The organism is Sphingobacterium sp. lm-10 (assembly GCF_023554555.1).
GTDB lineage: Bacteria > Bacteroidota > Bacteroidia > Sphingobacteriales > Sphingobacteriaceae > Sphingobacterium.
In genome coordinates this window covers 26,071-39,835 of sequence record NZ_JAMJWC010000001.1, presented here as the reverse complement: position 1 = coordinate 39,835, position 13,765 = coordinate 26,071, and the positions used below count along the sequence as shown (strand labels likewise).

Below are 13,765 nucleotides of genomic sequence, written 5' to 3'. Positions count from 1 at the left end.
GTGACTTATTATGGTTACCCTCAGATTGGTTAGAAATGTAATTTTGTATCATCAAAAAAAGGAATAATTTCATTTTTTGATGACCCTAACATCTACTAAAGCAATAAAAAAGCATAACGCCTTTCCGTAGGATTCACTATGCCGCTTTTGAGGATGCTTATGCGCATCCTCATTCAATGTGTCTACTAGAAGCGAATCGTTAATGCAAAATGAAATCGAAGAGGAGAGCATTTTATAAAGGGAATAATGAACTAATAGTATTATCTGGCGATGAATAAAATTAAATTAACAACCTACTTTTCATGTGTATTAAGCATCTTGCTTATCACATCATGTGCGAAGAATAAACAAATTGATCTGCATACAGAACCCAATATCGTAACCGTATTAGTTGGCGGTATCACCAACCCAGAAGTCAATTCACAAATCTCTGCCAGAGCAGCGGTTGCATCGCCGGAATCAGCAAATCACCAGAATGTACCGTTTCACAGCAATATCGAGAACGCCGAGATGTCTATGGAATTGGAATGTTTGGATCGATCGCAAAATTTTTATGATTCGGAGCTGGTAAATACCACGACCTACTCAAGATCCGCGACATCTCCAATGCAACAAGGCGTAAAATTCTGGATAGCATTGTATAATACCACTACGAAAAGATATGAACATTCTGTGCAAGGTACATCCGGTACACCACTAAGTTTGGCAATTGTACGTGGTCAAGACTATGAATGGTGGGCATATAGCTACAATAGCACAGAATCTATCCCAGAAGTTAATCCCGAAAACCCCATCATCGAAACAACTACAGACAAACCACTTCTATATGCTAAAGGAAAAATTAATTTTTCAAATTCTGGAGATAACAGATTAGCCATACTTTTTATAAATCAGCTAAAACAAATTAGAATTGACGTGGATACAAGAGGGTTATTTGGAGATATTGAAACCGCAAATGTTTCTTTTTTGGATGACTATATCAAGACGGCAGAGTTTAATCTCTACAACGGGCAGTTGTCCGCTGATTTACATAACAAAAAGATAGATAAATTGGTATGGAAAGATAATCCTGAAACCGGACGTGAAAAATATACCACGTATTATACCTCCGATTTTTCTCACGATAGCTACAATATCATCATGAGAGATTTGATGATAAAAGTACCCAATAAAAATAGCGTAAACCTGACTAATGATTTACCCAACGGAGGACAGGCCACATTTTCGTTTCAAACCAATGGACAAGGAGTACTACATCAAGCTAAGCTGAAATTGAGAAAGATATTCCCTATTCAAAAGATCTTACATGTGGAAGATAATAAGGGATGGAAATGGGGATACACAGGGTATAATTCTGCTACCGCTTTCGGAGGCTTTTTAAGGTCTACATCTAACTTTTCTAAAACAAGTCCATACCTACGGGTTAAGGGGTTTGAACATGAGCAAATTTTTCCGGTGGCAAATAACCTCGCTCATCGCCTAGGAAATCCAAATAACCTTCCTGACGTGGTCATTCTGGGAGTGTTCAAAACTCTGAATAGACAGGATTATAGTGGGCTGTACGATTATTTACAAAAAGGCGGCACGGTCTTTTTAATGACTGAAGACGTTAGTGGCGCTACCAGAGATTTTTTCAGAACACTATTTAACTCAGCCAATGTAACTCTCAGCGAGCGCGACGGAAAGGAATGGGGTGGAGCAGTTTACAAGATAGCAGATGTCGATAAAGACGTGTTATCAGGACCATTTGCTGATGTGAGAAACCATTATTGGGGTCAAGACCTAGGAAATTCCTTATTGATCAATAATATTCCGGAGGCAGAACTGAACAACATTTTCGTGTACAGCAGGAGGTCTGCAAATAAGGCTGAATACCATAATAGCGTCACGATGTTTCGACATAAAAAACTTAATTTATTTTATGTCGGAGATACCGGCTTCACGGCAAACAATATGAGAAATGGGCAAACATCCGGACGGACCTCTCAACCGTATGCTACTGATGGCAATAACTTTCCAACCTCGAAAGCATATGGAGCAGCATCTAAATCGCGAGCTCAGGAACCCTATAAGCCTAAAGGCAGTTGGGACGTGTACAATTCGGCAATTTTTGGTAATGTTTTCTCTTTTTTTGTCGCCCAGTCTTATTACGGCAAACTCAAGTAAAAATCAGCTCAATGAGTAATCAGTTTGGCAGGTGTTACTTTTGTATAACATTCTATAACCGGATCAGAGATCCATTTTTCGAGCATCCGGAGCAAATGCTATCGGAAGAATTTCGGAATTAAAAATCAAGCGAGGTTATGTGGTATTCGCGTTCTCGGGCGACCACCATAACCTGTCATCCAGCAGTGCTTTCGAGTTATAATATCGGGTAAGCATCGTGAGTAACAAATAGCTGTGTACCAGCATCAATACATCTGGCATCCCGTCTAAATAATATATTCTAACCACTACTTCCAACCAAAACTTTGTCTTATTTCCCTATTATCATGGCTTATTCTGGACTCCCTCAGACGTTCGGTATATGTAATTTTGTGTCATAAAAATATAAATAATTTCATTTCAATGTTTAATACATAGGCACATGAAAGCAATTAAAAAAAAATATTACGTCCCTCCAGTTATTGAGATTCACTATGTAATTCCTGAAGATGTTATATGCGCATCTTCAGTCAATGTGACTCCTGGAGGCACAAATGATAGCACTCCATCAATTCAGGATGAAATCAAGGAGGAAAGTGCTTTAGATTGGGATTTAATGGACTAATAACATTATCTAGCGATGAGTAAAATTAAATTAACAACCTACTGGTCATGTGTAGTAAGCATCTTGCTTATCACATCATGTGCTAAGGATCAGAAGATTGATCTACATACCGACCCTAATATGGTCACCGTGTTAGTTAGTGGTATCACCAACCCGGAGGTCAATTCACAAATCTCTGCCAGAGCAGCGGTTGCATCGCCGGAATTAGCAAATCACCAGAATGTGCCATTTCACAGCAATATCGAGAACGCCAAGATGTCTATGGAATTGGAATGTTTGGATCGGTCTCAAGATTTTCATGATTCTGAGCTGGTAAATACCACGACCTACTCAAGGTCCGCGACATCTCCAATGCAACAAGGCGTAAAATTCTGGATCGCATTGTATAACACCACTACGAAAAGATATGAACACTCTGTGCAAGGTACATCCGGTACGCCACTAAGTTTGGCAATTGTACGTGATCAAGAATATGAATGGTGGGCATATAGCTACAATAGCACAGAATCTATCCCAGAAGTTAATCCCGAAAACCCCATCATCGAAACAACTACAGACAAACCACTTCTATATGCAAAAGGAAAAATTAATTTTTCAAATTCAGGAGATAACAGATTAGCCATACTGTTTATAAATCAGCTAAAACAAATTAGAATTGACGTGGATACAAGAGGGCTATTTGGTGATATGGAAACCGCAAATGTTTCTTTTTTAGATGACTATATCAAGACGGCAGAGTTTAATCTCTATGACGGACAGTTGTCCGCTGATTTACATACCCAAAAAATAGATCAGGTGGTATGGAAAGATAATCCTGAAACCGGACGTGAAAAGTATACCACGTATTATACCTCCGATTTTTCTCAGGATAGCTACAGTATCATCATGAGGGATTTGATCGTAAAAGTGTCCAATCAAAATAGTGTAAATCTGACTAACGATTTACCTAACGGAGGACAGGCCACATTTTCGTTTCAGACCAATGGACAAGGGGTACTACATCAAGCTAAGCTGAGATTGAGAAAAATCTTCCCTATTCAAAAAATCTTACACGTGGAAGACGATGGTTTAGGATGGGCGTGGGGATACACAGGGTATAATCCTGCTACCGCTTGTGGAGGCTTTTTACGGTCTACATCTAACTTTTCCGAAACCAGTCCATACCTACGGGTTAAGGGATTTGATCATGAACGAATACTTCCATCAGCCAATAATCTCGCCAACCGATTAGCAAACCCGGATAACTACCCAGATATGATCATTATGGCAGTCTTCGGAACTGTAAATGATAATGATTACAATGCGCTATATAGTTATCTGCAAAATGGAGGAGCTGTTTTATTAATGCTCGAAAACGTAAATGGTGCTATTACGAGAAATTTCTTTAGAAAGGTATTTAATTCTAATAATGTAAATACCAGCGAGCACGATGGATGGGAATGGGGCGGAGCAGTCTACAAGATAGCAGATGTCGATAAAGACGTATTATCATGGCCATTTGCTGATGTCAGAAACCAATATTGGGGTCAAGATGGAGGGCAGGCTTTAGCAATAGACAATATTCCAGAAGCAGAACTGAATAATATTTTCGCATATACCAGGAGGTCCGCAAATAAGGCTGAAAATCATAATTCCGTAACGATGTTTCGACATAAAAAACTTAATTTATTTTATGTCGGAGATACCGGCTTCACGGCAAACAATATGAGAACTGGACAAACAGCCGGACGGACTTCAGTGCCATATGCAACTGATAACAACTACTTCCCAGCCTTGAAAGCGTATGGAGCAGCTTCTGGATCTCAAGCTCAGGAACCTAACAGACCGACAGGCAGCTGGAACATCTATAACGCGGCAATTTTTGGCAATGTTTTCTCATACTTTGTCGCCCAATCTTATTATGGAAAACTCAAGTAAAACCAATTTGATGAGAAGGGCGAAAATGGAGGTGTGAGGTTTGATTTACTGGTCTATTTGATCTAAGAAACCTTATTTGTTCATTAGTTTAAAAAACCAGTTTCACAAAATTTATGACAGCGTATGATCGCTATTGCAGAATGCTATTTACCAATAATTTTTGCATACACCAGTTGTACCAATTAGAAAATTGGACTTGCATTCTAAACATATTAGAAATTTAGCTTCCTTATACTTTAAAATTAAAACAACACAAAATTATATAATTACCTATTTTTTACGAAAATGATCAGTCGCGTATTTTTTGCCTCTCCTGTAACTAACGTCCTTGTAATTGTTCGGGTTTTTGTTGGCCTTTGGATGGCTTGGTATGGAAAGGATGTCTTCTCTAACATTTGGTTTGAAGATCAAGTAGAAGGATGGGGGCCATACAAATATGGGTTTTCGAATCCTATTTTGACGTTATATTTTGCTAAAGTATCTGAAATCGTTTTTGGTCTTTGTCTGGCCCTAGGATTACTCACCCGCTTGTCTTGCTTCGTTTTGTTAATCATGATGACTATCGTAATGGGGCTAGCATATCAATGGCAAGTATTACCACATGATCAGGGTCAAGTATCATTTTTATATTGGTTGTTTTCATTTATGTTTTTGTGTCTAGGCGGTGGGAAGTACAGCTTAGATGCCATTCTAAATAGTCAAGTGAGCGAATAAAACTAAATTATTCGAACAGCATAAGATGTATGATGTAGTTTGATATATCCGCGCCTTCACAATCGCGAAGTGGATGAAGCGAATAGTCATGTATCTCGTAAGTATTACTATTTTTAATGCTTGAAGTTTTTAAAAAAAACGGGAGTATCTCTCTTAATCGCTTCCTTAAAAGAAAACAAAAAGTATGGCTGCTTAGTCGTGCATGCCTTCTAATAATCTTCTGTTGTATTTAACCTTTTATTATTCGTATAATCTAAATCTACAATAGACTTCCAAGCATTTGGATCAAATAGTCACTAGTAGCAACCAAGGGCCCACTAATACGTTATTTAAACTATATGAATCAGCTTATTTCAACGATTTAGAGACAATAAATCATTGAAATTAGGTCTAGTGAACAAGTAACTCAGGAAGTTCTTCCATATCCATCTCACCAGAATCTGTTAACGCCACGAAACGTACCGGAACGATCTCATTTACTAGTAAAGGATCGTAGGACGTTCTGACTTTCACATAGTTTTTGGAGAAACCATGCATATAGCCGTCCTTTTCATCGCCTTCAAAGAGTACATCTCCCACCGCGTTTACTTGAGATTCGTAGAATGTTCGGCGTTTCTTCTCGGATAAAATGTGTAACATTTTGCTTCTGTCACTTCTCTGGGCACCTGGTACAGCTCCTTCCATTTGCGCAGCAATCGTATTTTCGCGCTCAGAATACGTAAAAACGTGCAGATAGGAGATGTCCAACTCGTTTAGAAAATTGTAGGTCTCTATAAAGTCTTCGCGTGTTTCGCCAGGGAAGCCAACAATGACATCCACACCAATACAACAGTTGGGCATGAGGGATTTAATCTTTGCTACGCGCTCCGCATACAACTCGCGCTTGTAACGCCGACGCATGGCTGCAAGCGTTTTATTATTACCGGACTGTAGTGGCATATGGAAGTGCGGCACAAAACGCTGTGATTGAGCGACAAAATCAATAATTTCGTTAGAAAGCAAGTTTGGTTCAATAGAAGAAATTCGGATACGATCTATTCCTTGCACCTTATCCAAGGCTTTGACTAAATCAAGAAATTTATCCTGCCGTTTGCCATCACGAATACCAAAGTCACCGATATTTACACCAGTTAGTACAATTTCTTTAACACCAGCTGCCGCGATATCAGTTGCTTGTTGTACCAAGTCTTCAATTTTACCAGAACGACTGGCACCACGTGCTAACGGGATAGTACAGAAGGTACAAGAATAATCACAGCCGTCTTGTACTTTCAAAAATGTACGTGTGCGATCGCCAATAGAGAATGCAGATACAAAATGCTGCGTTTCTTCAATAGGTGCGTTATGAACGACTGCCTTCTCCTGTTTGGTGAGGTCGTTAATATGCTCGATGATATTGAATTTTTCTGCGGCCCCTAAAACCATATCAACTCCCGGTATTTCCGAGATCTCCTTGGGCTTGAGCTGTGCATAACAGCCTACAATGGTGATATAGGCATTTGGAGAATGCTTTAGCGCTTCTTTGACCACTTTTCGGCATTTCTTATCTGCATTATCGGTCACAGAACAGGTATTAATTACGTATACATCTGCCGCACTGTTGAATGGGGTGGTATCGTAACCGGCATCCTTAAACAAACGCCCAATAGAAGAGGTTTCTGAAAAATTCAGCTTACATCCTAACGTATAAAACGCCACCTTCTTGTTCATAGTCATCTCCTCCATGTGCATACTCTCCTACGCATGATACCAACCCATACTGAGCAAGCATCCGCCTTTGATTTTGCAAAAATACATAAATTGCTCGAAATGTGCTCTGTGGAAAAAATATGATCTCCGCATGATACGAAAAACAGTTATCTTCGCAGGTACTGGTTTCCACTGCCGGAGCATTCAAAATGCACGATGCTTTAATGCCCGCTAGCGGAAATAGGCGAGCATTGATCGCTATATCTTTTATAAAATAGTATATAATAAGGAATATGAAGCAATATCTGGATCTATTGGATCATGTATACCGCACCGGCGCAGAAAAGACAGATCGTACCGGCACAGGTACCCGTAGCGTATTTGGTTATCAAATGCGGTTCGATTTGAAAGCTGGCTTTCCGTTAGTAACGACCAAAAAGCTACATATGCGATCCATTATCCACGAGCTAATCTGGTTTCTAAAAGGCGATACAAACATCCATTATCTGAAGGAGAATGGTGTAAGTATTTGGGATGAATGGGCGGATGCTGACGGCAATCTTGGCCCTGTATATGGATCTCAATGGCGCTCTTGGCCCACGCCTGATGGTACGCATATCGATCAGATCGCTCAGGTGATTGATCAGCTAAAAAAAACACCTGATTCCAGAAGGATCATTGTATCTGCTTGGAACGTGGCTGAGATCGGTAATATGGCGCTTCCGCCCTGCCATGCTTTCTTTCAATTTTATGTTGCACCGGCACAGCCGGAAAAGGGTATCCATAAGCCTCAGCTATCTTGCCAGCTGTACCAACGCAGTGCTGACATCTTCTTAGGCGTACCCTTTAATATTGCCTCATACGCTTTGCTCACTATGATGGTGGCACGGGTATGTGATATGGAAGCATCAGAATTTATCCACACGCTGGGTGATGCGCACATTTACAGCAATCACTTTGAACAAACGGAATTACAGCTTTCCAGAGATCCAAAGCCGTTGCCAACCATGAAGATCAATCCAGAGGTGAAAGACATTTTTGATTTCAAATTTGAAGATTTCGAGTTACAAGACTATAGCTTTCATCCACATATTAAAGCGCCAGTTGCTGTTTAATCACCGTACAAATGCATTCACTTTAAATACGCAAAGGCACAGGACTAAAATCATACATGAACACGATTAAGATCACACTTATAGCAGCCGCATCCGAAAACAATGTTATTGGTAAGGACAATAAAATGGCTTGGCACTTGCCGGATGATTTCCGTTATTTTAAAAATACCACAAAAGAGCATTCAGTAGTAATGGGTCGCAAGACTTTTGATTCGATGGGAAAAGCACTTTCGGATCGTCGAAACATCGTGATTACCCGCGATCAGAAATGGTCTGCTCCAGAGGTGGATGTAGCGAATTCGCTGGAAGAAGTATTCACCTACTGCCGGGATGAGCAGGAGATTTTTATTATCGGAGGAGCCGAAATATATAAACAGGCACTTCCTTATGCCCATAAAATCTTGTTGACCCGCGTACACACCACAATAGAAGGCGACGCTTATTTTCCAGAATTCGACGAGTCGACATGGAAACTGATGGATTCTACGCTGCATGTAAGCGATGAAAAACATGCCTTTCCGTTTACCTTCCAAGTGTACGAGCGCATAGAAGCGTAAGTTTTTATTATATCACCTTTATCCTACTCCATGAGCGAACAGACTAAACAAGCCATCTCCTATACCCTATCATTTACAGAAGCACAGGCACATTATGTGGAAGTAACCCTCTTACTACACGGCTTTAGCGCTGAATTTATCGATTTAAAGATGCCAGTTTGGACACCGGGGTCTTATCTTATAAGAGAGTTTGCACGTCATGTCGAATCTTTTACTGCGCAGCAGAATAATGGAGAATTGGTAAAGCAGGAGAAAATTAGCAAAAATACCTGGAGGGTTTACAATAAAAGTAAAGACGCTGTTGTGCGTTATCGCGTGTATGGTTTTGAAACATCAGTACGCACCAACTTCATCGATGATACACATGCTTTCATAAGCCCTGCAGGCACATTTATGTATGTCGATGGCCACTTGGCTCTTCCTTGCACCGTGCATGTTGATTTGCCACCCGATTGGTCTACAATCACGACCGGATTACCAGAAATAGCACATCATACCTATGAAGCGGAGAACTTCGACATTTTATTTGATTCTCCTATCGAGATCGGTAATCAAGATGTCTGGTCTTTTGAAGCAGCTGGCATACCGCATGAATTTGCGATGGTAGGTGGCGGAAATTATAACAAAGATCAACTCTCTGAAGATATTCAAAAAATCGTAGCAGAAGAAACACGTATCTGGGGATCAAACCCCAATGATCGGTATGTGTTTATAACGCACAACTATCAGCAAGGTGGCGGTGGCCTAGAACACCTCAACTCTACCGTACTTGGTGCTAGCCGAAATGCGTATACGCAGGCGACTTCATACAACAACTTTTTGAGTTTGGTAGCACATGAATATTTTCATTTGTGGCACGTCAAAAGATTGAGACCAGCGCCGCTCGGACCATTTGACTATGAGCAGGAAAGTTATACGGCCTTATTATGGATCATGGAGGGCTTCACCTCTTATTACGATAACCTGATTACGTACCGTTGTCAGTTTCGCGATGAGACTGATTACCTGCAAATGCTGGCACAAGAATTTAATCTGGTATACAACCGACCCGGATATGAACTACAATCAGTAGGTCAATCGAGCTTCGACACTTGGATCAAACAGTATCGTCCAGATGAAAACTCGGCGAATACCAGCATTTCATACTACAATAAAGGTGCTATGTTGGCTGTGGCGATGGACTTTAAAATTATTGCGGAGACCAATGGTAAAAGACGTTTGGATGATGTCTTGAAAGCTGCTTACAATCAATTTTACTTGAAAGAGCAGCGTGGCTTTGAGGAACTAGAATTTCAAAAACTCGCTGAAGATGTATCTGGAGTGGATCTATCAGAAATCTTTGCAGCAGTTTATACCACGGAAGAGCTTGATTACAACAGCTATTTCAACCGGGTGGGTTACGAACTAATCGATCAATTAGCCGAAAGCAAAACGCTTAGTTTGGGTATTCGCACTGTAAATAATGACACCAGAATATATATTAAAGGCGTCGATCGGAATTCTACTGCTTGGAAGGCTGGTTTGAATGTAAACGACGAAATATTAGGCATTAATGGTGTTCGCATGGATCCTGCGGGCAAAGAACTTGAAATGGTGATACAGCAATGCACATTCGGACAGACTGTAGACATTTTAATTGCACGTGATGGTATTATTCGCACCATTAGCACGCCGCTTGGCTACAGCGATAAAAAATCTCTTGTTGTACAGCGTCGGGAAGACGCTACCACGGAAGAAAAAGCATTAGGAGAAATTTGGTTGAAGCGTAACTAATAAAAAAGGTAGAAATCGAATGATTTCTACCTTTTTTATTAATCGCTATCGCGCTATTTATTTTTCTTACTAGTTTGACAACGCTGCTGCACCGGATACGATCTCGGTCAATTCTGTCGTAATGGCTGCCTGACGTGCTTGGTTGTAAGACAACTTCAACTGCTTGATCAAATCACCGGCATTGTCTGTTGCTTTATCCATCGCTGTCATACGGGCACCATGCTCAGAGGCATGAGAATCCAATACGGCTTTGTACAACTGTGTCTTGATGGTCTTAGGAATTAATTCCTCAATAATTTTTTCCTTAGAAGGTTCTATAATATAATCGATCTCCTCTACCTTGGATTCATCTGCTTTCTCTGCTACCAAAGGAAGCAATTGCTCTGAGGTAAGAATCTGTACAGCGGCATTGCGAAACTGATTATAAACAACCTCTACGCGATCCACATTTCCAGCTTTGAATTCCTTCATGACCATATCAGTCACTTCAGATACATTTTCAAAACTCAAATTGTTGAAAAGTTCGTTGTGGTTACCTAACAGACTGAAGTTACGTTTACCAAAGAATTCGTGGCCTTTTTTACCAATCGCAATAATACTGACGTCACCACGGGCAAATTGATCGGCATATTTTGCTGCGATCAGGTTGTTGGCCGTTTTGATGGCGTTAGCATTAAAAGCACCTGCAAGACCTCTGTTAGAGGTGATCACAATAATCATTACCTTGGTAGGAATACGATCTTCCGTGTAAGGAGAATCATTGCCCTCCATAGATGCAGATACCTGTGTCAAGATCTCTTTCAGCTTATTAGCATAAGGGCGTAACTGTATAATAGCATTGGTTGCTCTTTTCAACTTCGCTGCCGAAACCATTTTCATGGCTTTGGTAATCTGCTGTGTGGAGCTCACCGAAGTAATTCGGTTTCTAACTTCTTTTAAATTCGCCATATTTTAGATGTAAGATATGAGTAATGAGATAGGAGAAATGAGAAAAATCTCAAATCTCCTATCTTTTATCTCCTATCTAAAAATTAATATTTAGACGCTAATTCTTTAGCTACTTTTTCTAATACGCTTGTTTGTTCTTCAGAGAATTTTCCTGCTTTCAGAGCGGCCAACACTTCTGGATGACGTTGCTCTAACTGAGTAACATATTCTTCTTCAAACTGACGAACTTCTTTGACAGGAATACTGCGCAACAAACCTTTGGTACCGATGTAGATAATCGCGACTTGTTTCTCTACCGCAACTGGAGAGAACTGGCCTTGCTTCAAAATCTCTACGTTACGAGATCCTTTATCTAATACTGCTTTTGTAGCCGCATCTAGATCTGAACCGAATTTAGAGAACGCCTCTAGCTCGCGGTACTGCGCTTGATCCAACTTCAACGTACCTGCAACTTTTTTCATGGATTTGATCTGCGCATTACCACCTACACGAGATACCGAAATACCTACGTTGATCGCCGGACGAATACCTGCGTTGAACAAGTTAGACTCCAAGAAAATCTGACCATCGGTAATGGAAATTACGTTGGTAGGAATGTATGCTGATACGTCTCCAGCTTGTGTTTCAATGATTGGCAACGCCGTTAATGAACCACCACCTTTTACCAAATGCTTGATAGATTCTGGCAAATCATTCATAGAAGCCGCGATCTCGTCATTGGCATTGATCTTCGCTGCACGCTCCAATAAACGGGAGTGAAGGTAAAATACATCACCTGGGTACGCCTCACGTCCAGGAGGACGTTTCAACAATAGAGAAACCTCACGGTATGCTACAGCTTGCTTAGACAAATCATCATAAACGATCAATGCAGGGCGACCTGTATCACGGAAAAACTCTCCGATAGCAGCTCCAGCCATTGGTGCATAGAACTGCATCGGCGCAGGATCTGCCGCTGACGCCGCGATTACTACGGTATAAGCCATAGCACCATTTTCCTCTAACGTACGAACGATGTTCGCTACAGTAGAGTTCTTCTGTCCAACAGCTACATATATACAAAATACTGGCTCGCCAGCTTCGTAGAATTCTTTTTGGTTGATGATGGTATCGATACACACCGCAGTTTTACCTGTCTGGCGGTCACCGATAACCAACTCCCGCTGGCCACGTCCAACCGGGATCATCGCATCAATTGCTTTGATACCAGTTTGCAAAGGCTCTGTTACCGGCTGACGGTAGATAACGCCTGGCGCTTTACGCTCGATTGGCATTTCATACGTTTCGCCTACAATAGCTCCTTTACCGTCGATAGGCTGACCTAATGTATTCACCACACGACCCAATAATCCTTCACCTACCTTGATAGATGCGATACGGTTGGTACGTTTGATGGTATCACCTTCTTTGATCTCATCCGATGAACCCAAGATTACAACACCCACGTTGTCTTCTTCCAAGTTCAAAACGATACCTTGCAATCCATTTTCAAATTCAACCAATTCACCGGACTGTACTTTCGTCAATCCATAGATGCGAGCGATACCGTCACCGACTTGCAATACGGTACCTACTTCCTCGAGTTCCGCGTCTGATTTAAAGCCTGACAATTGCTCCCTAAGAATTGCCGAAACCTCATCTGGTCTTACCTCTATCATTTTATTATTATAAGGGGGTTTTGAATTTAATTTATACTTATCGCTACACAGCTACCTAACCTAGATAACGTTTGCAGCAAAGTGTTTCTCCAATTTATTTAATCTGCCGGCAATGCTCACATCTACCTGACGGTCTCCAACTTTGATGACAAATCCGCCAATTAAGGCTTTATCAACTTTGTTGTTAAGCACCACTTCTTTCGCTTTGATCTCACTGGCAATCTGTGTCTTCAAAAGCGAAAGGTTTTCTTCCGATAAAGGTACTGCAGAGGTTACTGTAGCCTGTACAATTCCTTTCTCAACGCGGTATTCACGAAGAAATTCGATCGCCACGTCGTTCAAAATACCCGCACGACCTTTTGCTACCAGCATATGGAAGAAACTCATCACCGACGGCTCTACCTTTCCATCAAACAAGGCAGACAAAATACTTCTTTTTTTATCTTGTTTGATAATCGGATTCTTTAGAACAGCGGCTAATTCAGAGCTCTCTTTTACAATCGCAATAAACTGCTCCATATCGTTCTTCACTGCATCCAAATTACCTTGCTCTTTCGAGAGGTCGATTAATGATTTGGCATAACGTGAAGCAACCGTAAATACTGACATAGAAATACTTTAATA

12 protein-coding genes are annotated in these 13,765 nt (G+C 40.8%); 7 read left to right on the top strand and 5 right to left on the bottom strand.

Annotation, left to right across the window (positions count from 1 at the left end; all coding sequences use genetic code 11):
* Nucleotides 1-270: 270 nt before the first annotated feature.
* Nucleotides 271-2,166, top strand: coding sequence for a hypothetical protein (locus M8998_RS00180; protein WP_249989965.1), 1,896 nt, complete (start codon nt 271-273; stop codon nt 2,164-2,166).
* Nucleotides 2,167-2,301: 135 nt separating this feature from the next.
* Here the strand turns inward: M8998_RS00180 and M8998_RS00175 are convergent, their stop codons facing one another.
* Nucleotides 2,302-2,463, bottom strand: coding sequence for a hypothetical protein (locus M8998_RS00175; protein WP_249989964.1), 162 nt, complete (start codon nt 2,461-2,463; stop codon nt 2,302-2,304).
* A 124-nt stretch (nt 2,464-2,587) separates the two neighbouring features.
* Here M8998_RS00175 and M8998_RS00170 point away from each other — a divergent pair, with 124 nt between their 5' ends.
* The 3 genes from M8998_RS00170 (at nt 2,588) to M8998_RS00160 (ending at nt 5,401) form a co-directional block, all read left to right on the top strand.
* Complete coding sequence (locus M8998_RS00170) at nt 2,588-2,770, top strand: hypothetical protein (RefSeq protein ID WP_249989963.1); 183 nt, start codon at nt 2,588-2,590, stop codon at nt 2,768-2,770.
* A gap of 15 nt (nt 2,771-2,785) precedes the next feature.
* A complete protein-coding gene (locus M8998_RS00165; protein ID WP_249989962.1) occupies nt 2,786-4,687 on the top strand; it encodes a hypothetical protein in 1,902 nt (633 codons plus the stop codon).
* A 285-nt stretch (nt 4,688-4,972) separates the two neighbouring features.
* Nucleotides 4,973-5,401 carry a DoxX family protein gene (locus tag M8998_RS00160; RefSeq protein ID WP_249989961.1) on the top strand — a complete coding sequence of 143 codons (429 nt, stop codon included), beginning with the start codon at nt 4,973-4,975 and terminating at the stop codon, nt 5,399-5,401.
* Between the two features lie 390 nt (nt 5,402-5,791).
* Here the strand turns inward: M8998_RS00160 and mtaB are convergent, their stop codons facing one another.
* Entirely contained in the window at nt 5,792-7,111 is a 1,320-nt protein-coding gene (mtaB, locus tag M8998_RS00155) for a tRNA (N(6)-L-threonylcarbamoyladenosine(37)-C(2))-methylthiotransferase MtaB (protein WP_502957359.1), read from the bottom strand.
* A 272-nt stretch (nt 7,112-7,383) separates the two neighbouring features.
* Here mtaB and M8998_RS00150 point away from each other — a divergent pair, with 272 nt between their 5' ends.
* From M8998_RS00150 to M8998_RS00140, 3 genes are read left to right on the top strand one after another with little or no spacing between them, the layout of a single operon-like run.
* Nucleotides 7,384-8,205 carry a thymidylate synthase gene (locus M8998_RS00150; protein WP_249989959.1) on the top strand — a complete coding sequence of 274 codons (822 nt, stop codon included), beginning with the start codon at nt 7,384-7,386 and terminating at the stop codon, nt 8,203-8,205.
* A gap of 56 nt (nt 8,206-8,261) precedes the next feature.
* A complete protein-coding gene (locus tag M8998_RS00145) occupies nt 8,262-8,762 on the top strand; it encodes a dihydrofolate reductase (protein ID WP_249989958.1) in 501 nt (166 codons plus the stop codon).
* A gap of 30 nt (nt 8,763-8,792) precedes the next feature.
* On the top strand, nt 8,793-10,535 hold the full coding sequence (locus M8998_RS00140) for a M61 family metallopeptidase (protein ID WP_249989957.1): 1,743 nt from the start codon (nt 8,793-8,795) through the stop codon (nt 10,533-10,535).
* A 69-nt stretch (nt 10,536-10,604) separates the two neighbouring features.
* On the opposite strand, the gene atpG is transcribed toward M8998_RS00140, so the two are convergent.
* The 3 genes from atpG to atpH all read right to left on the bottom strand — a co-directional run bounded on the left by atpG (nt 10,605) and on the right by atpH (nt 13,750).
* Entirely contained in the window at nt 10,605-11,483 is an 879-nt protein-coding gene (gene atpG, locus M8998_RS00135; RefSeq protein WP_249989956.1) for an ATP synthase F1 subunit gamma, read from the bottom strand.
* An 83-nt stretch (nt 11,484-11,566) separates the two neighbouring features.
* Nucleotides 11,567-13,141, bottom strand: coding sequence for a F0F1 ATP synthase subunit alpha (gene atpA / locus M8998_RS00130; protein WP_249989955.1), 1,575 nt, complete (start codon nt 13,139-13,141; stop codon nt 11,567-11,569).
* A 60-nt stretch (nt 13,142-13,201) separates the two neighbouring features.
* Nucleotides 13,202-13,750: an ATP synthase F1 subunit delta gene (gene atpH, locus M8998_RS00125; protein ID WP_249989954.1), complete on the bottom strand. Its 549-nt coding sequence runs from the start codon at nt 13,748-13,750 to the stop codon at nt 13,202-13,204.
* Nucleotides 13,751-13,765 lie beyond the last annotated feature (15 nt).